Origin of the sequence: Micrococcus luteus (assembly GCF_022664405.1) — a bacterium.
In the GTDB taxonomy this organism is placed as follows: Bacteria; Actinomycetota; Actinomycetes; order Actinomycetales; family Micrococcaceae; genus Micrococcus; species Micrococcus luteus.
Map to the genome: position 1 here is coordinate 51,804 of NZ_JAKRLB010000011.1, position 24,459 is coordinate 76,262.

The following is a 24,459-nucleotide window of genomic DNA, read 5'->3' on the forward strand; positions in this document are numbered from 1 at the left end:
TGCACGCTCACCGGTGGGCCGGTGCCGGGTGGCACGGTCTTCCACTGTACCGAAGCTCACGTCCGGGCTCGACGGCGTGCCCGTCCTCGGCCAGCCCCTAGGGTGGGGTCATGCCCGATCCCGCCCCCGCCCCGACCGCGCGCTGCACGGTCCTGCCGGCGTCCGCCCGCGACCCCGACGGCTGGCTGGAACGGGAGGTGGAGATCCGCCGCAGCCGCTTCCTCACCTACCTCGGGCGCGTCGAGGACGAGGCGCAGGCCCGCGAGATGGTCGCCGTCCTGCGGCGCCGGCACCACGACGCGCGGCACGTGTGCAGCGCGTTCGTCCTCGGCCCCGCCCGGGACCGGATGCGCTCCAGCGACGACGGCGAGCCCGCCGGCACGGCCGGCGTCCCCATGCTCGAGGCCGTCCTCCAGCGCGAGACCGCGCCGGGCCGGACCGACCTGACGGACGCGTGCGCCGTCGTCGTGCGCTGGTTCGGGGGGATCAAGCTGGGCGCCGGGGGCCTGGTGCGCGCCTACTCGGACTCGGTGTCCGGGGCACTCGACGCCGCCCCGCTGCGCACCCGCTCCCGGCTGGCCCTGCTCGCGGTGGAGGCGCCCCACACCGACGCCGGCCGGTGGGAGAACGAGCTGCGCGCGGCGGGCGTGTCCGTGCTGGAGGCGAGCTACGGCGCCGCGGGGGTCCGCCTGACGGTCGGCGTGCCGGACACCGAGGAGGCCCGCGCGGCGTTCGCGGCGCGGCTCGCGGACGTCACGGCCGGCGCGGGGCATGCGGAGCGGATCGGAGAGGACTGGGTGGACCATGAGTGAACCGTTGCCCCGGGGGGTCACCTCCGATGTCGCCCGTGGCGGGCTGCCGGACGACCTCACCGCGGGCGTGGACTTCGCGGCGCTGGATCGGTGGCCGCTGCCGACCGAGCCCGACCGCCAGGCCCACGACGCGGCGGACCTGCTCCTGCTCGACACCCTGGCCGGGTGGATCGCGAGCGGGCACGTCCCCGGCCCGGTGGCCGTCCTGGAGGACCGGCACGGCGCGCTGACCCTGCCCCTGCTCACGGCCGGCCACGACGTGCGGATCCACCAGGACGACGCCTCCGCCGAGCGCTCGCTGGACGCGAACCTCGCCGCGTGGCGCGCCGCCGGTCGCCTCGGCGGGGAGACGGGCGAGCTCGAGCGGTCGGCCACGCCCGAGGAGGCGGCCCGGGGCGCCCGGACGGTCCTGCTGCCGCTGCCCCGCTCGCTCGACGAGCTCGACCGGCTGTCCCGGATCGCGGCGGGCGCGGCCGACCCCGGCGTGGTCCTGCTGGCCGGCGGCCGCGACAAGCACATGAGTCCGCGCATGAACGCGGTGCTCGGCGCGGCGTTCGAGGACGTCGTCGCCGGACGGGGACGCCGCAAGGCGCGCGTGCTCACGGCCCGGGGCCCGCGTCCCGGCGTGACCCCCCGGCCGCCGGAGGGGGCCGACCGCGACGTCCCCGGCGTGGGGCGCCTGCACCTGGTAGCCCACGCCGGCACCTTCGGCGGAGCCGCCGCCGACCCGGGCTCCCGTCTGCTGCTCACCTCGCTCGCCGACGACCCGCGCCCGCCGGGGCGCCTCGTGGACCTGGGCTGCGGCAACGGGTTGCTCTCGGTCGGGGCGGCGCGGCTGTGGCCGCACGTCACCGTGCTGGCCACCGACCAGTCCGCCGTGGCGGTCGCCTCGACGCTCGCCACGGCCCGCGCGAACCGCGTGGCGGACCGCGTCCGGGCCGTGCGCGACGACGCCCTGACCACGTGGCCGGACGGGACGGAGGAGTGCGTGCTCCTGAATCCCCCGTTCCACGACGGCAACGCCGTGGACCCCTCCGTGGCCCACCGGCTGGTGGCGGCCGCGGCGCGGGTGCTGGAGCCGGGCGGCCGGCTGTGGTGCGTCTGGAACTCGCACCTGCGGTACCGGCCGGTGCTGGAGGACCTCGTCGGGCCGACCCGGCAGACGGCGCGCGACCGCACGTTCACCGTGACGGTCTCCGAGCGCCGCTGAGCGCGGCCGTCGGGTCCCGTCCGCTCCCCCACGGCCAGCCCCCCGGGACGCGACGACGCCCCGCCCCTCCGGAGGGAGGGACGGGGCGTCGGGTGCTCGGCGCGGGCCGTCAGGGACGGTCACGCACCGCGGTGATCAGTTGCCGGTGAGCTTCTCGCGCAGGGCGGCGAGGGCCTCGTCGGAGGCCAGGGTGCCTCCGTCCGAGGACGGGGCCTCGGAGGAGTAGGACGAGCCGCCCAGGCCCGCACCGGCGTCGGCGCCGGCGGTGGCCTCCTCCTGGAGGGAGCGGCGCACCTGCTCCTTGTGGGCCTCCCAGCGGGCCTGAGCGTCGGCGTACTGCTGCTCCCAGGCGGCGCGCTCGGTCTCGAAGCCCTCCATCCACTCGTTGGTCTCGACGTCGAAGCCCTCGGGGTACTTGTAGTTGCCCTCCTCGTCGTACTCCGCGGCCATGCCGTAGAGCGCCGGGTCGAACTCGGTGCCCTCGGGGTCCACGCCCTCGTTGGCCTGCTTGAGGGACAGGGAGATGCGGCGACGCTCGAGGTCGATGTCGATGACCTTGACGAACAGCTCGTCGTTGACCGACACGACCTGCTCGGCGGTGTCGATGTGGCGCGAGGCCAGCTCCGAGATGTGCACGAGGCCCTCGATGCCGTCCTCCACGCGGACGAACGCACCGAACGGCACGAGCTTGGTGACCTTGCCCGGCACGACCTGGCCGAGGGCGTGGGTGCGGGCGAAGAGCTGCCACGGGTCCTCCTGGGTCGCCTTCAGCGACAGGGAGACACGCTCGCGGTCCATGTCCACCTCGAGGACCTCGACGGTGACCTCCTGGCCCACCTCGACGACCTCGGACGGGTGGTCGATGTGCTTCCAGGACAGCTCGGAGACGTGCACGAGGCCGTCCACGCCGCCCAGGTCCACGAAGGCGCCGAAGTTGACGATGGAGGACACGGTGCCGTTGCGGACCTGGCCCTTCTCCAGCTTGTGGAGGAAGTTGGAGCGGACCTCGGACTGGGTCTGCTCGAGCCAGGCGCGGCGGGACAGGACCACGTTGTTGCGGTTCTTGTCCAGCTCGATGATCTTCGCCTCGAGCTTCTGGCCGATGTAGGGGGCCAGGTCGCGCACGCGGCGCATCTCCACGAGGGAGGCCGGGAGGAAGCCGCGCAGGCCGATGTCGAGGATGAGGCCGCCCTTGACCACCTCGATGACGGTGCCCTCGACGACGCCGTCCTCCTCCTTGATCTTCTCGATGTCGCCCCAGGCGCGCTCGTACTGGGCGCGCTTCTTCGAGAGGATCAGGCGACCCTCCTTGTCCTCCTTGGTGAGGACCAGGGCCTCGACGGTGTCGCCCACGGCCACGACCTCGTCCGGGTCCACGTCGTGCTTGATGGACAGCTCGCGGGACGGGATGACGCCCTCGGTCTTGTAGCCGATGTCGAGCAGGACCTCGTCGCGGTCCACCTTGACGACGGTGCCCTCGACGAGGTCGCCATCGTTGAAGTACTTGATGGTCGCGTCGATGGCGGCGAGCAGGTCCTCGGCAGAGCCGATGTCGTTGATGGCGACCTGCGGGGCGTTGGAAGTGGTGGTCATGTAGGAGGGACTCCGTTGGGATCGGGGGTCACGTCGGGATCAATGCCGCCGGTGGGCGGCATCCGGGCACCAGAGGGGCCCCACCCGGCGTGGGTCGTGATGGACATGTATCAAATGCGCACGAATGTGCTCGTCCAGCGTATCAGAAGCCGACGAGGGTGTGCAGGGGTCGGCTGGGTCGCACAAGCCCGTCGAACGCCTCAGCCGCGCCGGCCCGCAGCTCCGCCACGACACCGGCCTCCGCCAGCACCGCGGCGCCGGCCCCGCGGGAGTGCCCGCCGAGCCAGAGCGCGGAGAACCGGGCCGCGTCGAGCCGGAGTCCCGCGCCCAGGCCCACGGCGTCGGCCGCGGGGCCCAACCGCTCGGCGGCGCCGCGCCCCTGGCGGACGGTGAGCCGCCACGTCCCGTCGATCGCGCCGAGCGCGTCCTCGACGGCGACGACGACCTCCCCGTCGCCCGCCCAGCCACGGGCCGCCATGGCGGCGGGCAGGTTCAGGACCCGCAGGTACAGGTCGTCGGAGCCGCGGTGCCGACTCACCCGCCGCTCGTCGACGAAGAGCGCCTCGAGCCAACCGGGCTCGGGCGCGCGGCCCCACTCGATCCGCTCGACCAGGTCCAGTCGGGCCAGGTGGTGGACGAGCCCGCGCCGCGCGTCGGCGGTCGCCGCGAGGAACGCGGTGACGGTGATCGTGGGCGGCTCCTTCTCCCAGCCCTCGAACCGATACAGCGCGACGCCCTGGACCCGCCCGTCGTCGTCGCGGTGGACCGCCGCGTACAGCCCCGAGCCGCGCCCCTCGTTCCGACTCGCCTCGCGGTCCTCCCAGCGATGCACGCTGAACGAGGTCCGCTGGACCGAGCCCGGGGTGGCCGGCAGCACCCGCCCGTACAGCTCGTCCACGAGGCCGGGGATCTCGCGCGGCTCCTCGACCGTGACCCGCCCGCCGGCCGGGGCGCCCGTGAACGCGGGGGCGCCCGAGACGTCGATCCGCACGGCGTGCCACCGGGTGGCGGCCCCGAAGCCGAAGCGGCCGTAGATGGCGGCCTCGGTCGCGGTCAGGGCGGCCGCGCACAGGCCGGCGTCGCGGGCGTCCGCGAGGGACCTGAGCATCATGGCCCGCAGCACGCCGCGCCGGCGGGCGTCCGGCGAGACGGTCACGTCGGTGATCAGCCACGCGTCGACGGTGCGGCCGGGCCACGTGGTCAGCGGCTGCACGAAGTCCTCGAAGGTGGCGGCGGGGCGGCGGGCCGCCGGGTCGTCCCCCGGCGCGTAGACGCCGAGCCGGCGCCGTCCGTCGGCCGCGTGGGCCTCGAGCTGCTGGCGGAGCGCGGCGCCCGTGGGCACCGTCTCGTAGAAGCCCCGTTCGACCGCGGCCACGAAGTGCGATGCGGCAGGGTCCTCGGGCCCGAGGACCCCGAGGTCGCGCAGCGCGAGGCCGTGCTCGCCGAGCCGGGCCTCGGCGGCGTCGGCCAGCCGCCGCAGCGACGGACCCTCCGGTGTGTCAGTGTGCGGCGTCATGCCAGCTCCTTCCCCGGCCGACGTGCACGTCGAGCGGCACGGAGAGCTCGGCCGCCCGGCCCATCCGCTCCTTCAGGAGCGCCGTGGCCTGCTCGAGCTCGGCGGCCGGGACCTCGAGGATGAGCTCGTCATGGACCTGCAGCAGCAGCCGCGAGGCCAGCCCGTGCTCCTCGAGGCCGGCCTGCACGTCGAGCATCGCGCGCTTGATGATGTCCGCGGCCGAGCCCTGGATGGGGGCGTTGAGCGCGGCGCGCTCGGCCATGTCCCGCAGCTGACGGTTGTCCGAGCTGAGGTCCGGCAGGTAGCGGCGGCGCCCCTCGATCGTCGAGGTGTACCCGTCCTGCCGGGCCTGCGCGACGACGTCGCGCAGGTAGTCGCGCACGCCGCCGAAGCGGTCGAAGTAGCCCTTCATGAGGCCGCGCGCCTCATCCACCGAGATCTTCAGCTGCTTGGACAGCCCGAAGGAGGACAGCCCGTAGGCCAGGCCGTAGCTCATCGCCTTCACCTTGGCACGCTGCTCGGCGGTGACGTCGTCCGGGTCCACGCCGAACACCTGCGAGCCGACGAACGAGTGCAGGTCCTCGCCCTCGCGGAAGGCCTGGATCAGCCCCTCGTCCTCGGACAGGTGCGCCATGATGCGCATCTCGATCTGGGAGTAGTCCGCGGAGAGCAGCACGGCCTGCTCGCCGGCCACCTCGTCCGCCACGAACACCTCACGGATGCGGCGGCCCGCCTCGGTGCGCACCGGGATGTTCTGGAGGTTCGGGTGCAGCGAGGACAGCCGGCCCGTGGCGGCGGCGGTCTGCGAGTAGGTGGTGTGGATGCGGCCGTCCGGGGCGACGGTCTCGAGCAGCCCCTCCACGGTCTGCCGCAGCTTCGTGGCGTCGCGGTGGGCCATCAGGTTCTCGAGGAACGGGTGCCGGATCTGCTCGAGCAGGTCCTGCAGCGAGTCCACGTCCGTGGAGTAGCCGGTCTTCGTCTTGCGCGTGCGCGGCATGTTGAGCCGCTCGAACAGCACCTCCTGCAGCTGCTTGGGAGAGCCGAGGTTGACCTGCATCCCGCCGGTCTCCTCCGCGACGGACGCCCACGCGGACTCCTTGGCGGCGTCGGCGGCGACGGTGAAGTCCTCGCGCAGTCCGGTCAGGGCGTCGACGTCGACGGCGATGCCGGTCAGCTCCATGCGGGCGAGCAGCCGCGAGAGCGGGATCTCGAGCTCCTGCAGCAGCCGCTGGGCCCCGCGGTCGAGCACCTGGGGCGTGAACTGGGTCGAGAGACGGCGCACCACCCAGGCGGCCCGCACGGCGTCCGCGGCGCGGTCCGCGCGTTCGGCGGCGGCCTGACCCCCGTCGAGGTCGAACGTCCCCTGCGCCCGCTGCTGAGCGGGCTCGCGCGGGGCGGTGAGGGGGGTGTGCAGATGCGCCTCCGCCAGCGCCTCGAGCGAGGTGTCCCGCCGGTCCGGCTGGATCAGGTAGGCCGAAAGCAGCACGTCGTCCACCACGCCGTCCAGGGCCGCGTCCCGGCCGAGCCCGTCCCCCTCGGTGGGCGCGGCCAGCGCCTTGAGCGTGCGCTTGAGGTCGTGCACGGCCTTGGCGAGTCCGCCCTCGCCGAGGGCCTCGCGCACGGCGCCGACCAGCGCCGGGTCCGGGGCGTCGCCGTCGAGGGTGACGTGCAGGCCCGCGTGCTCGCCCACCAGCGCGACGCCGACGGGCGTGCCGAACGTGCCGGGCACGGGCACCTTGCGGCGGGGCAGCAGGGCCGGGCCCTCGACGTCCACGTGGACGCCGAGCAGGTTGCCGGCCTCGGCGGCGAGGAAGGATCGCACGTCCTCGGCCGTCGTCGCCTCGGTGAACTCCGGGGCGGCCTCGACCTCGGGGGGCGGCGCGTCCTCGCCCACCCGCTCGCCGAACACCTCGAACACGCGCTCCCGGATGCGGTTGAACTGCAGCGCGTCGAACAGCTCCTCCACGGGCTCGCGCTCGGGCATCTCGAGCCGCATCGCCTCGAGCCCGATCGGCAGGTCGAGGTCGCGCACGAGGGCGTTGAGGCGGCGGTTGCGGCGCACGTCCTCGAGATGCTCGCGCAGCGCCTCCCCCTTCTTGCCCGTGATCTCGTGCGCGTGTGCGAGCACGCCGTCGAGGTCCCCGTACTGCTTCAGCCATTTCGCGGCGAACCCGGGACCGACGCCGGGGACGCCGGGCAGGTTGTCCGCGGCCTCGCCGACGAGGGCCGCGAGCTCGGGGTACTGGGCGGGGGCGACCCCGTACTTGGCCATGACGGCGTCCGCGTCCATCGGCGGGATGTCGGAGACGCCCTTCTTGGGGTAGAGCACGGTGGTGCGCTCGGAGATGAGCTGGAACGCGTCCCTGTCACCGGAGACGACGACGGCCTCCCACCCCGCCTCCTCGGCGCGCGCGGACAGCGTGGCCACGATGTCGTCGGCCTCGTAGCCCTCCAGCGTGAGCGTGGGGATGCCCAGGGCCTCCATGACCTTCACGGTCAGCTCGATCTGGCCCGCGAACTCCGCGGGCGTCTCGGAGCGGCCCGCCTTGTACTCACCGTACTCCTCGGAGCGGAACGTGGGCCCGGAGAGGTCGAACGCCACGGCCACGTGCGTGGGCCGCTGCTGCCGGATCATGGTCAGGAGCATGGCGGTGAAGCCGTACACGGCGTTCGTGTGCTGGCCCGTGTCCGTGGCGAAGTTCTCGGCGGGCAGCGCGTAGAACGCGCGGAACGCCATCGAGTGCCCGTCCAGGACCAGCAGCCGCTGTGGGGCCTCTGGGGTCGGATCTGCCGCCATGGGTGCTCACGTCTCCTCTCGGCGCGCGGCGCGGGGCGCACCGGTCGCGTGTGCCAGCCTAGTGCTCATGAGTGAGCACACCGCGACCACCCCCGCCGCCTCCGACCGCGTGTACCGCCCCGGCGTCACCCCCGAGCTGAGCCCCGCCGAGCTGGCGGCGGCCTGCGCCGAGGCCGGTCTGACGCCCGAGCTCGTCGCCGCGCTCGGCGGCGCGGCGATCAGCCCCCTGGCCCAGAAGATGGGCCTGCGCTTCCTCGAGCTCACGGCCGAGCGCGCCGTCGCCACCCTGCCCGTGGCAGGCAACGAGCAGCCCGTCGGGCTGCTGCACGGCGGCGCCCACCTCGTCCTCGCCGAGTCCCTGGGCTCGATGGCCGCGAAGATCCACGCCGGGCCGGACCGCAACGTCGTCGGGGTCGAGATCAGCGCCACGCACCACCGGGCCGTCCGCTCGGGCCTCGTGACCGGCACCGCGACCGCCGTCCACCTGGGCGGCACCCTCGTCACCCATGAGGTGGTGATGACGGACGAGCAGGGCCGGCGGCTCTCGACCGTGCGCATGACGAACATGCTCCTCGACGCGCGCTGAGGCACGCCGCCCGGGCGGGCCGGCCCGTGCCTCAGTCCATGTCCGGAAGGCGCGGGGCCGCTCGGCCACCCTCGCGGCCGGGGGTATCCTCGGCGAGCTCGTCGTAGTGCCCCGGATTCATGGGCACCCCAGTGAGGTAGGCCGAGCGGCCCAGGGCCATGGTGGCCACCGAGGCCGAGCCCAGCTGCAGCACCACGATCAGGGCCACCTTCACGAACGCGGCCACCCCCGGGGCCAGTAGCAGGGCGCCCACCACGATCAGGATCATCCCGACGCCGCCGGCGGTGCCCACGGCGGAGACGCGGGTGTAGGGGTCGGGGAACCGGATCAGACCGAGTCCCGCGGTGACGAACGCAAGGGCTCCGATCACCACGAGCACGGAGCCGGCGGCGGTCAGGACGACGTCCACGGGTGCGACCTCCTCAACGCTTGCCGCGCGTGAGCGCGCGGGCCAGGGACATGCCGGACAGGAAGGCCACGACCGCGGCGATCAGGACCAAGTCGAACGTCCACGGGTTGTCCGCCCGGACGCCGAACAGCACGAGCATCCCGAGCACGCTGAACGTGAGCAGGTCGCCCGAGACCGCGCGGTCCGCGTCGAGCGGGCCCACCACGATCCTGTACGCGGACACGAGCGCCGACACGGTCAGCAGCGCGATGGCCAGGTCGATCCCCACCAGGGACCAGTCGTAGGCGAAGGGCATCATGCCACCCCCGTCTTCCGCATCGCGTGGAGCATGCGCGCCTCCATGTCGTGGATCTCCGCGCGCAGGGCGTCGGCGTCGTCAGCGTACAGGCCGTGCACGTAGAGCAGGCGCCGCGCGTCCGGGTCACCGTCCTCGTCACCGACGGCGCCGGCACGCCGGGTGCCCAGCGTCAACGTGCCGGGCGTCAGGGTGATCAGCGCCGAGAGCAGGGTGACCTCGGCGTCCGTGCGGCAGTTGCTGCGCACGCGGGCGATGCCCGAGCGCGCCTGGACGCCGGGGGTGACGAGGTCCTTGATGACCGCCTTCGAAGAGGTCACCAGGGCCCACGCGTACCAGCACCAGAACACAAGCCACCGCCAAGGCCAGGACACGGCGGAGGCCGTGCCGGGCGCCAGGTCGACGGTCCCGTCGGCGGGGGCGACGGTGTGCATGGGGGCGTCTCCTTCCGGAGGCTGCGGGAGTGCGGTGCTCATGGGTTGAGCACCGCCTCGATGTACCTGCTGGGGTCCATCAGGCCCTGAGCCGCGAGGTCGGTGACGGTCCACAGGGCCTGACCGCCGAGCCCGAGGGCGAGGGTGGCCATAGCTAGGACGACGGCGGGGGCGGCCAGCCGGCCTGGGATGCGGGAGCGCGTGACGTCCTCGTCCGGATCCACGGTCACCGGCAGCACGCCCGTGGGCGGATCGAGGGTTTCCTGCGAGGCCCACGACTCGGTGCGCTCGTGGTCGGTGCTCGAGCCGCGGCCGGAGGGCGACGGCACGGAGCCCGCCCGGCCCACGATGGGCATGGCCGCGGTGGCCAGGCGCTCGCGGTGCCCGTGTGGGGCCGTCGGAGCGCCCCAGAACCAGGCGTCCCACACCCGCAGCAGAGCCCACAGGCTCACCAGGGAGGCGCCCAGCACCAGCGCAGCGGTGACACCGCGGCCGGCGTCCAGGCCGGCGCTGACGAGCATGAGCTTGCCCACGAACCCGGAGAAGGGCGGGATGCCGACCAGGGAGAGCAGGCCCACGAAGAAGGCGACGGCGATCAGCGGCTCGCGCCGGGCCAGGCCCTGCAGGTCCGCGAGACGGCCGGTGCCGTAGCGCACCTCGATCGCGCCGGCCGCCATCAGGAGGCAGCCCATCGCCACCATGTGGTGCACGAGGTAGAACAGGCCCGCCGCGAGACCCAGGCGCGTGGAGAGCCCGAGTCCGACGAGGATGCCGCCGATGCCGCTCACCATCTGCCACGACAACACGGCGCGCACACCGTGCTCACCGACCGAGGCGAGCGCACCCACCACGAGGGTGGCGAGGGACAGGACCAGGATGAGCGGCAGCAGACGCGCATCGCCGTCGTACATGACGGAGTAGATCCGGTAGAGCCCGTACACGGCGACCTTGGTGTGCAGGGCGGCGAAGAGGGCCGTCACCGCCGGGGAGGTCGAGGAGTACGCCCAGGCCAGCCAGCCGTGCAGCGGGGCCACCGAGGCCTTGATGGACAGTGCGAACAGCACCATGCCCGCGGCGATCGCGATGCGTGGGTCCGCCGCGGCGGACCCGGCGAGCATCGCGAGGTTCACCGAGCCGGTCAGCCCGTAGACGAAGCCGACGCCGACCAGGAGGATCGTGGAGGTTAGCAGGTTGAGGGTGACGTACAGCCGCGCCCCGTCCACTCGGCGCAGGGGCTCACGGCGGTTGGCGGAGAGGACGTAGAGGCCGTAGCTGGGCACCAACATGACCTCGATGAACACGAACAGGTTGAACAGGTCCGCCGTCAGCAGGGCGCCGTTGACTCCGCCGATGAGGATCAGGAGCAGCGGGGCGAAGAACTGGGAGTTAGCGACGCGGGAGCCGTAGGCGAACGCCGCGCCCACGATCGTGAGGGCGCTCGTGAGCACGAGCATCAGGGCGGACAGCATGTCCGCTGCGAAGCCGATCCCGATGCCCCCGGGCCAGCCGCCCAGCGAGGTGGCGAGCACGGACCCGTCGAGGGCGTGGACGCCCAGGGCCAGCCCGCCGGTGGTGACGAGTCCGAGCACCGCGAACAGGACTGCCCGGTGGAGGCGGGGACGCTCCCCCGCCAGCACGAGCAGACCGGCGGACAGCAGCGGGACGGCGGCGAAGAGGGGCAGCAGCTGGCCCAGCGGGACGGCGCTCATCGACGCACCTCCGGGCCCTGGCCGGCGTAGTGCTGCGCGATCCGGCCGGCCGCGGCGTGCCGCTCCTCGCGCGGGAAGCGTGCGTCGGCGGCGGCCTGCTCCAGGGAGTCGCGGGTCTCCCCCGGCGAGGCCACCGCGTCGTCCGCGCGCCCGGTGACGGCCAGCGCGAGCAGCAGCACGGTGATCGCGAAGGCGATCACGATAGCGGTCAGGACGAAGGCCTGCGGCAGGGCATCGGCCTGCACCTCGACGTCTGAGGTCCCCGCGAAGGGCAGCCCGCGGCGGTCGGTGCCGCCCGCGGCGATGATGGCCAGGTTGGCGGCGTGGCCCAGCAGGACCATGCCGAGGATCACGCGCAGCAGCTCGCGCTTGGAGAACAGGTAGAACGCGCCGAAGGTCAGAAGTCCCACGGTAAGGGCGACGGTCATCGGGTGACCTCCTCTCGTGCAGTCGTGGTGGTCGGGGCCGAGGGATCGGAGGACGGGGCCGCCGGCGCGACGCCGGGGTCACGGCTCGAGGCGCGGAGCGGGTCCTCACCCGGCCGCTCGGGGCCGAGCAGGGAGAACGCGGCCACGATCAGGCCGATCACGGCCAGGTACACGCCCATGTCGAACGCGAGCGTGGTGGAGAGCCCGTAGTCCAGGACCTTCACTCCCGCGGCTCCGAGGAAGCCCTTGCCGGTGAGGTAACCGACGATCCCCGTCGCGGTGCCGACGGCGATGCCCGAGCCGATGAAGGCCAGGTACGGCCACCGCAACTCCGGGGCCGTGTCCGAGTCGGCGGCCAGGTAGAGCAGGGCGTAGCCGGCACCGGCGACCAGTGCGGCGATGAAGCCGCCGCCGGGCTCGTAGTGCCCGCGCAGCAGCAGGAACGCGGACAGCAGGATGATCAGCACGCCGAAGACACGGCCGAACACCCGGATGTGGACGAGGTTCTCGCGCACGTGGGCGAGTGGGGAGCGCATGTCCACGGCGGAGGGCTGTGGAGGCGTCGGCCGACGGTTGAGCAACAGGGCCGCGATGGTCAGCGCCGTCGCCCCGAGCACGGTCATCTCGCCCCACGTGTCCACGGCGCGGAAGTCCACGAGGATCACGTTCACCACGTTGGTCCCCCCAGCCTGGGCATAGCTCTGGGTCAGGTAGAAGTGGGCGATCTCCGACATGCTGGAGCGGCCGGTGAACGCGAGCACGCCCAGGGTCGCGGCGACGCCGGCGACGGAGGCGGCGAGGACCGCCTGCATCCTGCGCGGGGTCGGCTCGTCGCTGAAGCGGGCGGGCAGGCGGCGCAGCAGCAGCACCATGACGCACACCGTGAGCACCTCGACCATCAGCTGGGTCAGGGCCACGTCCACGGCGCCGAGGGTGAGGAACCACAGGGTCATGCCGAACCCTACGACGCCGACCACCACCATGGCGGCGATGCGCGTCTTGGCGCGGATGGTGGCGATCACGCCGGCACCCACCAGGACGACCAGCACCCAGTCGTGCCAGCGCGAGGGCTGGCCGACGACGGCGGGCAAATCCTCGATCGTGGCGACACCGGCCACGGCGAGGAGCCCCAGGACCAGGGCGGGGATGAGGAGGTGGGGGCGGGGAGCCAGGGTGCCGGAGGCGCGCGAGACGACCGCGCCGACGCCGATCAGCCGGTGCCGAACCTCGTCCACCGCATCCAGGGCGGAGAACGGCAGGGCGGCGTGGGAGGCCACGCGCTCCACCGGGCGGCGCAAGGCCACCAGCAGCAGACCGAGCACGATGATGGCGGCGGAGACGAGCAGGGCCGTGTTCACGCCGTGCCACAGCGCCAGGTGCGCGTGCACCTCCGCGCCGGAGGCGGCCTCGGCCGCGTAGGAGACGGGGGTGTCCAGCACACCGGGCAGCAGGCCCAGGGCCACGCCCGCGGCCGCGGCCAGCACGGGCACGCCCCAGAAGGTGGCAGGAGCCTCGTGGACCTCGTCCTCCCGGCCGGTCGGCCACGAATGGGCGGCCCCGTCCGGGCTTGGACCCCAGAGGCCCAGGGCGCCGAGCACGAGACGGCCGGAGTAGGCCACGGTGAACACGGAGGTCAGGGCGATGCCGGCGGTGACGAGGACGGGGAGCCATGCGGGACCGGGGGTCCCGAGAGCGGCCTCGACCAGGCCCTCCTTGGAGATGAAGCCGAACAGCGGCGGGATGCCCGCCATCGACAGGGCGGCGACGGCGATCGCCGTGCCGGTGACCGGCATGCGCACGTGGCGGGCCGCGAGCTCTCGCAGGTCGCGGGTGCCGGCCTCGTGGTCGACCACGCCGATCAGCATGAACAGCGCCGACTTGAACAGCGCGTGCGCCACGGTGTGCACGATCGCCGCGGTAAGCGCGACGGGGGTGCCGATGCCGATGGCGGTCACCAGCAGGCCCAACTGGCTCATCGTGGAGTAGGCCAGCAGACCCTTGAGGTCGTGGCGACGGATCGCGGAGACGGCGCCCAGCAGGGCCGTGATGAGGCCCGAGCCGATCAACAGCGCGGACCACACCGGGTTCCCGGCCAGGACCGGGCTGAACACCAGCAGCAGGAAGATGCCGGCCTTGACCATCGCCGCGGCGTGCAGGTAGGCGGAGACCGGGGAGATGGCCACCATGGAGTCCGGCAGCCACGCCTGGAACGGGAACTGGGCGGACTTGGTGAACGCGGCCACCGCCAGCAGGACGGCGACCGTGGTGGTGAAGCCCGCCTCGGACCACACGTCCGAGGCCAACACCCCGGACAGCGAGGCAGTGCCGGTCCGCACGGCCATGAGGGCGACGGCGGCCAGCAGCGCGAGGCCGCCGCCCACGGTCACGAGCAGGGTCCGGATCGCGGGGTCGCGGGCATGGTCCCCCGAGCGCCCGATGAGGAAGAAGGAGGTGAAGGAGGTGAACTCCCACGCGACGAAGAGGACCACGATGTTGTCGGCGAGCACCAGCAGCAGCATCGACGCCGCGAACGCGGTCATCAGCAGGTAGAAGGAGCCGGGTCGGCTCTCCGTGCGGTCCCGACTGAGGTACCGGCTGGAGTAGGCGAGGATCGCGGCGCCGATGACGAGGACGATCATGGCGAACACCAGGGCCAGGCCGTTCAGCCGGAGGTCGAGGTCCACCCCGACCGCGGGGATCCACGGATGGTGCTCCGTCCGGACGTCGCCCGTCCACGCCGCGATCAGCACGCCGGCCGCGGCCAGCAGGGGTGCGGCCAGGACCCAGCCCGCGTCCCTGCCCAGCGCCCGGGAGGCCGGGACGGCCGCCACCACCGAGAGGAGGGTCAGCAGGAGGCTGGTCAGGAGCACAGGACACCACTCATCTCGGGTCGATCGGTCACGGACACGGCGCCCACGGCGGGTGGCCGCGCGCCGACGGTGCCCGAAGTGGGACTCGAACCCACACGCCTCTCGGCACCGCATTTTGAGTGCGGCGTGTCTACCGATTCCACCATTCGGGCAGTGCCGCCCGGAGGCGGGACTCGATCACCCTATCAGCGCCCCGACCCGGCGTCCCCGGCCTTCCGGCGGGGGGTCACCGCCGCCGCGCCCGCGCCGCACTCATCGCGCACGGTAGCCTGGTGGACCACCAGCGGCGCCGCACCGACGCCGTCCCGGCCCGCGCGAAGGAGCTGCCGTGTCCACGCTGACGCCTCCCGAGGAGACCGGCCTGCGGGCCGTCGTCGCCGAGGACGAGACCCTCATCCGCCTCGACCTGGTGGAGGTGCTCACCGGGGCGGGCTACCGGGTGGTCGCCGAGGCCGGCGACGGCCGCGCCGCCGTCGAGGCCGTGCGCGAGCACCGCCCGGACATCGTGGTGATGGACGTGAAGATGCCCGTGATGGACGGCATCGCGGCTGCGGGCGAGATCGCCGGGGAACGGCTCGCCCCCGTGGTCATGCTGACCGCCTTCAGCCAGCGCGAGCTGGTGGAGCGCGCCCGGACCGCCGGGGCCATGGCCTACGTGGTCAAGCCCTTCACCGAGGCCGACCTGGTCCCCGCCATCGAACTGGCCGTGGCCCGCTTCGACGAGCTGCGCAGCCTCGAGGCCGAGGTGCGGGACCTGGGCGACCGCCTGGAGACCCGCAAGATCGTGGACCGGGCCAAGGCGCTGCTCCAGGAGCGGATGCGCCTGACCGAGGCCGAGTCCTTCCGCTGGATCCAGAAGACCTCCATGGACCGGCGCCTGACCATGCGGGAGGTCGCGCAGGCCGTCATCGACCAGGTCGGCTGAGCGGCGCCCGCGCGCTCGTCAGAGCGGGGAGCGGGCCGGCCAGAAGCCGACCGGCTCGCGCGTCTGCGGCGAGGCGGCGGACGAGCCGCCCGCGGCGTCGTCGCCCACGCGGTGCACACGCAGCGTGTTCGTGGAGCCCACGGCCCCGGGAGGGGACCCGGCGGCGATCACCACGAGGTCGCCGTGCTCGGCGATGCCCTCCGACGTGAGCGACTGCTCGACCTGGAGGGTCATCTTGTCCGTGGAGTCCTGGAACGGGACCATCTTCGGGTAGACGCCCCACGTCAGGCACAGGATGTTGTGCGTGTGCTCGTGGTGGGTGAACGCGTAGATCGGCTGACGCGGCCGCAGGCGGCTGAGCCGACGGGCCGAGTCGCCGGACTCGGTGAACGTGGCGAGGAACGGGATCTCGAGCTGGTTCGCGACCTCGACGGCGGCCCGGGTGATCGCGCCGCCGCGCGTGCGGGGACGCGAGCCGAGCGGGTGGATGAGTTCGAGGCCGTGGGTCTCGGTGGACTCGATGATCCGGGCCATCGTCTGGACCGTCTCGACCGGATACGCGCCCACTGAGGTCTCGCCCGAGAGCATGACGGCGTCCGCGCCGTCGAGCACGGCGTTGGCGCAGTCCGAGGCCTCGGCGCGCGTCGGGCGCGGGCTGTCGATCATCGACTCGAGCACCTGGGTGGCCACGATGACCGGCTTCGCCCACCGGCGGGCGAGGTCCACCGCACGCTTCTGCACCACGGGCACGTCCTCGAGCGGCAGCTCCACACCGAGGTCGCCGCGGGCCACCATGATGGCGTCGAACGCGTCCACGATGGCCTCGAGGTTCTCCACCGCCTGGGGCTTCTCGATCTTGGCGATGACCGGGACCCGGCGCTCCTCCTCGTCCATGATCTCGTGCACCCGGTCCACGTCCGCGGCGTCCCGCACGAAGGACAGCGCCACCATGTCCACGCCGGTGCGCAGCGCCCAGCGCAGGTCCCGCTCGTCCTTCTCGGACAGGGCGGGCACGTTCACCGCCACGCCGGGCAGGTTGATCCCCTTGTTGTCCGAGACCATGCCCGGCACCTCGACCTCGGCCAGCACGTCCGTGTCCGTGACCTCGACGGCGCGCAGGCGCACCTTGCCGTCGTCCACCAGGAGCACGTCACCGGGGGCGACGTCCCCGGGCAGCCCCTTGTGGGTGGTGCCGACCAGCTCGCGGGTCCCGGGCACGTCCCGGGTGGTGATGGTGATCCGATCGCCCCTCTCGAGCAGATGCGGGCCGTCGGTGAAGCGGCCGAGGCGGATCTTGGGGCCCTGGAGGTCCGCGAAGATCGCGACCGGGCGCCGCTCCTCCACGCTGAGCCGGCGCACCCGCTCGAAGGAGGCCGCGTGCACCTCGTGGTCCCCGTGGCTCATGTTGAGGCGGACCACGTCCGCCCCCGCCCGGATGATCGAGCGGGTGGTCTCGTCGGAGTCGGTGGCGGGCCCGAAGGTGGCGATGATCTTGGCGTGTCGCATGCGACCCACGATAGGGGGCGGGCCCGCCCTCGGTGGAGGGCGGGCCCGCGTGGCGTCGGAAGATGAGACGGAGGACTCAGCCGAGGACGAGGCCGCGGTCGTCCGGGTCCACGGGGTGCGGCAGTCGGGACCAGCGCTCGAGCGACTCGTCGACCTCCTGCGCGCACGCACGCCCCTCGGCGATGGCCCAGACCACCAGGGAGGCGCCGCGCCCGGCGTCGCCGCACGCGAACACGCCCGGCTCGTCGGTCTCGTACCCGTCCTTCCGGGCCACGAGCCCGCGTGTCACGTGCACGCCGAGCTGCTGCGTGAGCAGCCCCTCCTCGATGCCGGTGAAGCCCAGCGCCAGCAGCACCAGGTCCGCCTGGACCTCGCGCTCGGTGCCCGCCTTGGGCCCGCGCGTGCCGTCCTCGCGGTACTCGGTCTCCGCCACGCGCAGGGCGCGCACGCGGCCGTGCTCGTCGCCGAGGAACTCGACCGTGGAGGCAAGGTGCGCGCGGGCGCCGCCCTCGGCGTCGGCCGTGGTCTGCTGGTGGACCTTGGGGATCGTGGGCCACGGCTGGTGGACGGGGCGCTCGACCGGCAGCTGCTGGCCGATCGCCAGCGTCGTCACGGACGCCGCCCCCTGGCGGTGCGCGGTGCCGATGCAGTCCGCGCCAGTGTCGCCGCCGCCGAGGATCACCACGTGGCGCCCCTCGGCGGAGATCTGGTCCGGGACCTCGTCGCCGGCGACCGCGCGGTTGGACTGCACGAGGTAGTCCATGGCGAGGTGGATCCCGTCGAGGCCGCGGCCGGGGACGGGCAGCTCGCGGGCCACGGGGGCGCCGGTCGCCACGATCACGGCGTCGAAGCGGGCCTTGAGCTGGTCCCAGGGCAGGTCGACGCCGATCTCCACGCCGGTGCGGAACCGGGTGCCCTCGGCCTCCATCTGCGCCAGGCGCCGGTCCAGGACGTCCTTCTCCAGCTTGAAGTCCGGGATGCCCAGCCGCAGCAGGCCGCCGAGGCGCTCGTCGCGCTCGTAGACCACCACGGTGAAGCCGGCGCGGGTGAGCTGCTGCGCCGCGGCCAGTCCCGCCGGGCCCGAGCCGACGACGGCCACGGTGTGGCCGTTCAGGCGGGCCGGCACGACCGGCTCGAGCCAGTCGTTGTCGAAGATCTGCTCCGCGATCGCCACCTCGGTCTGCTTGATGGTGACCGCGGGCTGGTTGATGCCCAGGGTGCAGGAGTCCTCGCACGGGGCGGGGCAGATCCGCCCGGTGACCTCGGGGAAGTTGTTGGTCGAGTGCAGTCGCGCGGCGGCCTCGTCCCAGCGTCCCCGCCGGACCAGGTCGTTCCACTCCGGGATGAGGTTGCCCAGCGGGCACCCGGAGTGGCAGAACGGGATGCCGCAGTCCATGCACCGGCCGGCCTGGGTGCGCACGATCGCCTCGTCCTGGCGGACGTACACGTCCTTGAAGTCCATGATGCGCACCGGCACCGGACGCGTGGGGCGCTCGACGCGCTCCCGGTTCTTCAGGAATCCGCGCGGATCAGCCACGGGTCACCTCCAGCAGTCGGTCCCAGACGGCCTCCCCGTCCGGGTCGAGTCCCTCGGCCGTCGCGGCCTGACGGGTGCGCAGCACGAGGTCGTACTGCCGGGGCAGGACGGTCGTGAAGCGGTCCCACGCGGCGTCGGCGGCGTCCCCGCCGGCCCGCAGGTCGGCGAGCAGCGCGGCGGCGACGGCGGAGCCCGTCTCCGCGCGGTGCAGCTCCAGCAGCTCGGCGATCCGCAGCCGGTCCTGCGCGGACGGCGCCTCGAGGATCAGGGCGTCCTCGCGGACGGCGAGTGGGTTCAGGTCCTCCCGGTCCAGGTCCAGCACCCAGGCCCGCCCGCCGGACATGCCGGCGGCGAGGTTGCGGCCGGTCTCGCCGAGGATCAGCGCCTCACCGCCGGTCATGTACTCCAGGCCGTGGTCGCCGATGCCCTCGGCCACCGCGGTGGCGCCGGAGTTGCGCACGAGGAACCGCTCCCCCACGCGGCCGCGCAGGAACAGCTGGCCCGAGGTGGCGCCGTAGCCGATCACGTTGCCGGCCACGGTGTTCTCCTCGGCCACGAACGGGGCCTCGGCGTCGGGGCGGACGATCACGCGTCCCCCCGACAGGCCCTTGCCGACGTAGTCGTTGGCGTCGCCCGAGAGCCGCAGGGTGACGCCGGCGGGCAGGAAGGCGCCGAGGGACTGGCCGGCCTCGCCCGTCAGGCGCACGGTGATCGTGTCGTCGTCCAGCTCGTCGGCGAGCCGCGTGCTCGTGACGTGGTAGCCCAGCAGCGTGCCCACGGACCGGTCCGTGTTTACGACGGCCTCGTCCATCACGACGGGCGTGCCCGTCGTGAGCGTGTCCCCCAGCCGGGCGATGAACCGGTGGTCGATATGGGAGGCGAGGTCGTGGTCCTGCTCGGTGGTGCGGCGCATGGGCGCGTCCTCGTGGCCCGGACGCCGGCCGACGGAGGGGTCCGCGAGGATGCCCGAGAGGTCCAGGCCCTCGGACTTCCAGTGGTGCAGGGCCGCGTCCACGTCGAGCAGCTCGCGGTGGCCGATCGCCTCGTCGAGCGTGCGGAAGCCCAGCTGCGAGAGCAGCTCGCGGACCTCCTGCGCGATGAACTCGAAGAAGTTGACGACGAACTCGGGCTTGCCCGTGAAGCGCGCGCGCAGCTCGGGGTTCTGGGTGGCCACGCCCACGGGGCACGTGTCCAGGTGGCACACGCGCATCATGATGCAGCCGGAGACCACGAGCGGGGCGGTCGCGAAGCCGAACTCCTCGGCCCCGAGCAGTGCGGCGATCACGACGTCCCGGCCGGTCTTGAGCTGCCCGTCCACCTGGACGGTGACGCGCTCGCGCAGGCCGTTGAGCATGAGCGTCTGCTGCGCCTCGGCCAGGCCGATCTCCCACGGGGTGCCCGCGTGCTTGAGGGAGTTCAGCGGGGAGGCGCCCGTTCCGCCGTCGTGGCCGGAGATGAGCACGACGTCGGCGCGCGCCTTGGCGACGCCCGCGGCCACCGTGCCCACGCCGGACTCGGAGACGAGCTTGACGTGGACCCGCGCGGTCGGGTTGGCCCGCTTGAGGTCGTGGATCAGCTGCGCCAGGTCCTCGATCGAGTAGATGTCGTGGTGCGGCGGCGGCGACACCAGGGAGACGCCCGGGGTCGAGTGCCGCGTGCGGGCGACCCACGGGTACACCTTGGTCCCCATCAGCTGGCCGCCCTCGCCGGGTTTGGCGCCCTGGGCCATCTTGATCTGCAGGTCGGTCGCGGTGGCCAGGTACAGGCTGGTGACGCCGAACCGGCCCGAGGCGATCTGCTTGATCTTCGAGCGGCGCTCCGGGTCCAGCAGGCGCTCGGGGTCCTCGCCGCCCTCGCCCGAGTTCGAGCGGGCGCCGAGGCGGTTCATGGCCACCGCGAGCGTCTCGTGGGCCTCCTGCGAGATGGAGCCGTAGGACATCGCGCCGGTGGAGAAGCGGCGCACGATCGACTCGACGGGCTCCACCTCGGAGACGGGCACCGGCGGCCGCTTGCCCGTGCGCAGGCGCATGAGCCCGCGCAGGGTCATGAGCTCCTCCGCCTGGTCGTCCACGCGACGCGTGTAGTCCTTGAAGACGTCGTAGCGCCGCTCCCGCGTGGAGTGCTGGAGGCGGAACACGGTCTCGGGGTTGAACAGGTGCGGCGCGCCCTCGCGCCGCCACTGGTACTCGCCGCCCACCTCGAGCTCGCGGTACGGGTTGATGTCGTTGCCGTCCGGCGGATACGCGAACTCGTGGCGCGCCTGGATCTCGGCGGCGACGACGTCGATGCCCACGCCGTCGAGCGGGCTCGTGGTGCCCACGAAGTAGCGGTCCACGAAGCGCCGGGACAGGCCGAGCGCCTCGAACGTCTGGGCGCCGGTGTAGGAGGCGACCGTGGAGATGCCCATTTTGGACATGATCTTCTGGACGCCCTTGCCGAGCGCCTTGATCAGGTTCGCCACGGCCTGCTCGGCGGTGACGCCCGAGACCTCCCCCGTGCGCACGAGCTCCTCGGCGGACTCCATGGCCAGGTACGGGTTGACCGCGGAGGCCCCGTAGCCGAGCAGGACGGCCACATGGTGGACCTCGCGCACGTCGCCCGCCTCGACGATCAGCGAGCTCTTGGTGCGGTTGGCCGAGGCCAGCAGGTGGTGGTGCACGGCGGAGGTCAGCAGCAGGGACGGGATCGGCGCCCACTGGGCGGTGGCGCCGCGGTCGGACAGCACCACGTACTCCACGCCGCGGTTGACGGCGGCCGAGACCTGCTCGCAGATCGCCTTCAGCTGGGCGCGGAGCTCCTCGACGCCTCCGGCCACCCGGTACACGCCGTTCACCTTGAGGGTCAGGCGGGTGCCGTCGGCGTCGCGCAGGTGCTGGATGCGGGCCAGCTGGTCGTTGTCGATCACGGGGAACGGGACGTCGACCTGGCGGGTGCGCACCTGCTCGAGGGAGAGCACGTTGCCCTGCGGGCCGATCGCGGTGCGCATCGAGGTCACCTGCTCCTCGCGGATCGCGTCGAGCGGCGGGTTCGTCACCTGGGCGAAGGACTGCACGAAGTAGTCGAAGAGCAGCCGGGGCCGCTTGGCGAGGACGGCGATGGGCGTGTCCGTGCCCATCGCACCGAGCGGCTCGGCGCCCGTCTGGGCCATCGGCCCGACGAGGATGCGCAGCTCCTCCGAGGTGTACCCGAAGATGCGCTGACGCTGCAGGATCGACTCGGAGGTGTGGCGGACGTGCTCGCGCTCGGGGAGCGACTCCAGGTCCAGGAGGTTCTGGCGCACCCAGTCCTCCCACGGCTGGGCGGAGGCGACCTCGGCCTTGATCTCGTCGTCGCCGATGATCCGGCCCTGCTCGGTGTCCACGAGGAACATGCGCCCCGGGGCCACGCGCCCCTTGCGCACCACCGCCGAGGGCTCGATCGGCACGACGCCGACCTCGGAGGCCAGGACGACGAGGCCGTCGTCGGTGACCCACCAGCGGGCGGGGCGCAGGCCGTTGCGGTCCAGCACGGCGCCCACCTGGGTGCCGTCGGAGAAGGCGACGGCGGCCGGTCCGTCCCAGGGCTCCATGAGCATGGAGTGGTACTGGTAGAAGGCGCGGCGGGCCGGGTCCATGGTCGCGTGGTTCTCCCACGCCTCCGGGATAATCATCATGATCGCCTGGGTGAGCGGGCGCCCGGAGAGCATGAGCAGCTCCGCGACCTCGTCGAAGGAGGCCGAGTCCGAGCCGATGGGGCTGATCAGCGGGAACAGGTCCTCGGGGACCTCGCCGAGCATCGGGTGCTTGAGCTGGCCCTGACGGGCGCGCATCCAGTTGCGGTTGCCCTTGACCGTGTTGATCTCGCCGTTGTGCGCGATGGTGCGGAACGGCTGGGCCAGCGGCCACGAGGGGAACGTGTTGGTGGAGAACCGCGAGTGGACCACGCCCAGCCGGGTGGTGAACCGCTCGTCGGAGAGGTCCGGGTAGAACGGCTCCAGCTGGGCCGTCGTCAGCATGCCCTTGTAGACGATCGTCTGGGACGAGAGCGAGGGGAAGTAGACGCCGGCGCGGGACTGGGCGCGGCGGCGCACCCGCCACGCCCGCACGTCCAGCGACTGCCCCGGCTCGGTGCCGTCCTGACCGTCCGCCAGGGACAGGAACAGCTGCTCGAACGCGGGCATGGCCGCCCGGGAGCCGACGCCCAGGGCCGAGGGGTCGGTGGGCACCTCGCGCCACGCCAGGACCTGCAGCCCCTCCTCCTCGGCCAGCCGCTCGACGGCCTCCTTCGCCTCGGCGCGCTCGCCGTCGACGGGCGGCAGGAAGGCGGTGCCGGCGACGTACTCGCCCACGGGGGGCAGCTCGGCGTCGACGACGGCACGGAACAGCTCGTCGGGGATCTGGGTCAGCAGGCCGGCGCCGTCGCCGGTGCCCTCGTCGGCGCCCACCGCCCCGCGGTGCTCGAGCGCGCGCAGGGCGGTCAGCGCGTGCTGGACGATGTCGTGGCCCGGGGTGCCCCGCAGGGTGGCGATGACGGCGAGGCCGCAGTTCTCGGTCTCCCGGGACGGGTCGTAGAGGCCCTGGGCGGCGGGGACGTCCGCATAGCGGACGAAGGGATCCACCGGTCCCCCCGCGCGGGGGGCCGAGGCGGGCGAGGATGCCACGGGCATGGTGCCGTCCTTTCCGGAGAGCAGGGGCTCGGACGGGGACGGCGCTGGCCCCGACGCTCGGGGCCGACGGCCCCGAGGTGGAAGAGACGCTACCGGGCGCGACGTCCCACTGTGCGGAACCGGACGTTCTGTGACACGCCGAATGTCCACCATGTGGGACACCGGGGCCCCGGGCGCCCCTCGCGGGCGCGCCGGGGAGCGGGTCAGCGCCGGACGGCGTCGTCCTCCGCCGCGCCCACGGCGTGGGACCCGGAGCGGCCCGCGGCGACGGCGGCGCCGTCGTCGCCCTCGGGGGCGTGCCCGGCGCGCCACACGCTCTGGTGGGCGTGGGGGCCGGCGGCCGCGCCGCGATGGCGCAGCAGGATCCCGACGATGAACGCGAGGGCGATGACGAACACCAGCAGGGACGTCCACACGTTGAGCCGCTGGGTGACGCCGAAGAGCGTGACCATCTCGGCGTCGTCGATGCGCAGCATCTCGATCCACGTGCGGCCCGCAGTGTACCAGGCGACGTAGGACCACAGCATGAGGCCGTGGCGCAGGTGCAGCGCGCGGTCCACGAGGAGCAGCAGCGCGACCCCGGCCAGGTTCCACAGGCACTCGTAGAGGAACGTGGGGTGGAACAGCGTGTCCGGGGCGTAGCCGGCCGGGAAGTTCGGGCTGGCCGGGTCGACCTCGAGCCCCCAGGGCAGGGTCGTCGGGCCGCCGAAGAGCTCCTGGTTGAACCAGTTGCCCCACCGGCCGATGGCCTGGGCCAGCAGGATGCCCGGCGCGACGACGTCGCCGAAGGCCGTCAGCCGCAGCCCGTAGCGGCGGCACGCGATCCACGCGCCCACGGCGCCGAGGGCGATCGCGCCCCAGATGCCCAGTCCACCGTTCCACACGTACAGGATCTGGATCGGGTCGCCCGTGCCGTCGAAGCCGGGCCCGAAGTACCGGTCCGGTGAGGAGAACACGTGGTAGAGCCGACCGCCCACGAAGCCGAACGGGATGGCCCACAGGGCGATGTCGAGCACACGGTCCTCGGGGCCGCCGCGGGCGCGCCACCGACGCTCGGCGAGCCACAGCGCCAGGACGATGCCCAGGATGATGCACAGCGCGTACGCGTGGATCTTCACCGGGCCCAGCTGGAACCCGTCCCACCCGGGGGCGGGGAAGGCGGCGAGCGGGGCCAGGGCGGCGGTCAC

Annotated in this window: 17 protein-coding genes and 1 tRNA gene; 4 read left to right on the forward strand and 14 right to left on the reverse strand. The window is 73.2% G+C overall.

What is annotated here, in order from left to right:
• Positions 1–110: 110 nt before the first annotated feature.
• Both MF605_RS06560 and MF605_RS06565 read left to right on the forward strand, forming a co-directional pair.
• Entirely contained in the window at positions 111–812 is a 702-nt protein-coding gene (locus MF605_RS06560; protein WP_095695692.1) for an IMPACT family protein, read from the forward strand.
• The gene (locus MF605_RS06565) at positions 805–2,022 is read left to right on the forward strand and encodes a class I SAM-dependent methyltransferase (RefSeq protein ID WP_242821252.1); all 1,218 of its coding nucleotides are present in this window, start codon (positions 805–807) and stop codon (positions 2,020–2,022) included. Before MF605_RS06560 ends, MF605_RS06565 begins: the two co-directional genes overlap by 8 nt.
• A gap of 135 nt (positions 2,023–2,157) precedes the next feature.
• Here the strand turns inward: MF605_RS06565 and rpsA are convergent, their stop codons facing one another.
• The 3 genes from rpsA to polA all read right to left on the reverse strand — a co-directional run bounded on the left by rpsA (position 2,158) and on the right by polA (position 7,928).
• On the reverse strand, positions 2,158–3,615 hold the full coding sequence (gene rpsA / locus MF605_RS06570) for a 30S ribosomal protein S1 (protein WP_036315338.1): 1,458 nt from the start codon (positions 3,613–3,615) through the stop codon (positions 2,158–2,160).
• 142 nt (positions 3,616–3,757) lie between these two features.
• Positions 3,758–5,131, reverse strand: coding sequence for a GNAT family N-acetyltransferase (locus MF605_RS06575; protein ID WP_134416977.1), 1,374 nt, complete (start codon positions 5,129–5,131; stop codon positions 3,758–3,760).
• Positions 5,115–7,928, reverse strand: coding sequence for a DNA polymerase I (polA, locus tag MF605_RS06580; protein ID WP_134416978.1), 2,814 nt, complete (start codon positions 7,926–7,928; stop codon positions 5,115–5,117). The genes MF605_RS06575 and polA overlap by 17 nt, the downstream gene beginning before the upstream one ends.
• A 67-nt stretch (positions 7,929–7,995) precedes the next feature.
• Here polA and MF605_RS06585 point away from each other — a divergent pair, with 67 nt between their 5' ends.
• On the forward strand, positions 7,996–8,514 hold the full coding sequence (locus MF605_RS06585; protein ID WP_010078745.1) for a PaaI family thioesterase: 519 nt from the start codon (positions 7,996–7,998) through the stop codon (positions 8,512–8,514).
• A 31-nt stretch (positions 8,515–8,545) separates the two neighbouring features.
• Here MF605_RS06585 and MF605_RS06590 read toward each other — a convergent pair whose 3' ends face one another.
• The 7 genes from MF605_RS06590 to MF605_RS06620 form a co-directional block, all read right to left on the reverse strand.
• The gene (locus MF605_RS06590; protein ID WP_010078746.1) at positions 8,546–8,923 is read right to left on the reverse strand and encodes a cation:proton antiporter; all 378 of its coding nucleotides are present in this window, start codon (positions 8,921–8,923) and stop codon (positions 8,546–8,548) included.
• Positions 8,924–8,936: 13 nt separating this feature from the next.
• Positions 8,937–9,221 (reverse strand): MrpF/PhaF family protein, encoded by a 285-nt coding sequence (locus MF605_RS06595; protein WP_010078747.1) that lies wholly within the window; start codon positions 9,219–9,221, stop codon positions 8,937–8,939.
• Positions 9,218–9,652, reverse strand: coding sequence for a Na+/H+ antiporter subunit E (locus MF605_RS06600; protein WP_010078748.1), 435 nt, complete (start codon positions 9,650–9,652; stop codon positions 9,218–9,220). The genes MF605_RS06595 and MF605_RS06600 overlap by 4 nt, the downstream gene beginning before the upstream one ends.
• Positions 9,653–9,690: 38 nt before the next feature.
• Entirely contained in the window at positions 9,691–11,361 is a 1,671-nt protein-coding gene (locus MF605_RS06605) for a monovalent cation/H+ antiporter subunit D family protein (RefSeq protein ID WP_010078749.1), read from the reverse strand.
• On the reverse strand, positions 11,358–11,789 hold the full coding sequence (locus MF605_RS06610) for a cation:proton antiporter subunit C (protein ID WP_010078750.1): 432 nt from the start codon (positions 11,787–11,789) through the stop codon (positions 11,358–11,360). Before MF605_RS06610 ends, MF605_RS06605 begins: the two co-directional genes overlap by 4 nt.
• Positions 11,786–14,659 (reverse strand): DUF4040 family protein, encoded by a 2,874-nt coding sequence (locus MF605_RS06615; RefSeq protein WP_044658966.1) that lies wholly within the window; start codon positions 14,657–14,659, stop codon positions 11,786–11,788. The genes MF605_RS06610 and MF605_RS06615 overlap by 4 nt, the downstream gene beginning before the upstream one ends.
• 70 nt (positions 14,660–14,729) lie before the next feature.
• Positions 14,730–14,811: transfer RNA gene (locus tag MF605_RS06620), tRNA-Leu, on the reverse strand.
• 176 nt (positions 14,812–14,987) lie between these two features.
• On the opposite strand from MF605_RS06620, the gene MF605_RS06625 reads away from it, so the two are divergent.
• A complete protein-coding gene (locus MF605_RS06625) occupies positions 14,988–15,584 on the forward strand; it encodes an ANTAR domain-containing response regulator (protein WP_010078752.1) in 597 nt (198 codons plus the stop codon).
• 18 nt (positions 15,585–15,602) lie between these two features.
• Here the strand turns inward: MF605_RS06625 and pyk are convergent, their stop codons facing one another.
• The 4 genes from pyk to lgt all read right to left on the reverse strand — a co-directional run bounded on the left by pyk (position 15,603) and on the right by lgt (position 24,459).
• Positions 15,603–17,090 carry a pyruvate kinase gene (pyk, locus tag MF605_RS06630; protein ID WP_036338629.1) on the reverse strand — a complete coding sequence of 496 codons (1,488 nt, stop codon included), beginning with the start codon at positions 17,088–17,090 and terminating at the stop codon, positions 15,603–15,605.
• Positions 17,091–17,166: 76 nt separating this feature from the next.
• Positions 17,167–18,627, reverse strand: coding sequence for a glutamate synthase subunit beta (locus MF605_RS06635; protein WP_010078754.1), 1,461 nt, complete (start codon positions 18,625–18,627; stop codon positions 17,167–17,169).
• On the reverse strand, positions 18,620–23,272 hold the full coding sequence (gltB, locus tag MF605_RS06640) for a glutamate synthase large subunit (RefSeq protein ID WP_134416979.1): 4,653 nt from the start codon (positions 23,270–23,272) through the stop codon (positions 18,620–18,622). Before gltB ends, MF605_RS06635 begins: the two co-directional genes overlap by 8 nt.
• Positions 23,273–23,475: 203 nt before the next feature.
• On the reverse strand, positions 23,476–24,459 hold the full coding sequence (gene lgt, locus MF605_RS06645; RefSeq protein WP_010078757.1) for a prolipoprotein diacylglyceryl transferase: 984 nt from the start codon (positions 24,457–24,459) through the stop codon (positions 23,476–23,478).

Coding starts and splice junctions, on each gene's coding strand:
- pyk (WP_036338629.1), bottom strand. CDS start 17,090: ATGCGACACGCCAAGATCATCGCCACCTTCGGGCCCGCCACCGACTCC.
- rpsA (WP_036315338.1), bottom strand. CDS start 3,615: ATGACCACCACTTCCAACGCCCCGCAGGTCGCCATCAACGACATCGGC.
- MF605_RS06560 (WP_095695692.1), top strand. CDS start 111: ATGCCCGATCCCGCCCCCGCCCCGACCGCGCGCTGCACGGTCCTGCCG.
- gltB (WP_134416979.1), bottom strand. CDS start 23,272: ATGCCCGTGGCATCCTCGCCCGCCTCGGCCCCCCGCGCGGGGGGACCG.
- MF605_RS06605 (WP_010078749.1), bottom strand. CDS start 11,361: ATGAGCGCCGTCCCGCTGGGCCAGCTGCTGCCCCTCTTCGCCGCCGTC.
- polA (WP_134416978.1), bottom strand. CDS start 7,928: ATGGCGGCAGATCCGACCCCAGAGGCCCCACAGCGGCTGCTGGTCCTG.
- MF605_RS06565 (WP_242821252.1), top strand. CDS start 805: ATGAGTGAACCGTTGCCCCGGGGGGTCACCTCCGATGTCGCCCGTGGC.
- MF605_RS06600 (WP_010078748.1), bottom strand. CDS start 9,652: ATGCACACCGTCGCCCCCGCCGACGGGACCGTCGACCTGGCGCCCGGC.
- MF605_RS06585 (WP_010078745.1), top strand. CDS start 7,996: ATGAGTGAGCACACCGCGACCACCCCCGCCGCCTCCGACCGCGTGTAC.
- MF605_RS06575 (WP_134416977.1), bottom strand. CDS start 5,131: ATGACGCCGCACACTGACACACCGGAGGGTCCGTCGCTGCGGCGGCTG.
- MF605_RS06595 (WP_010078747.1), bottom strand. CDS start 9,221: ATGATGCCCTTCGCCTACGACTGGTCCCTGGTGGGGATCGACCTGGCC.
- MF605_RS06610 (WP_010078750.1), bottom strand. CDS start 11,789: ATGACCGTCGCCCTTACCGTGGGACTTCTGACCTTCGGCGCGTTCTAC.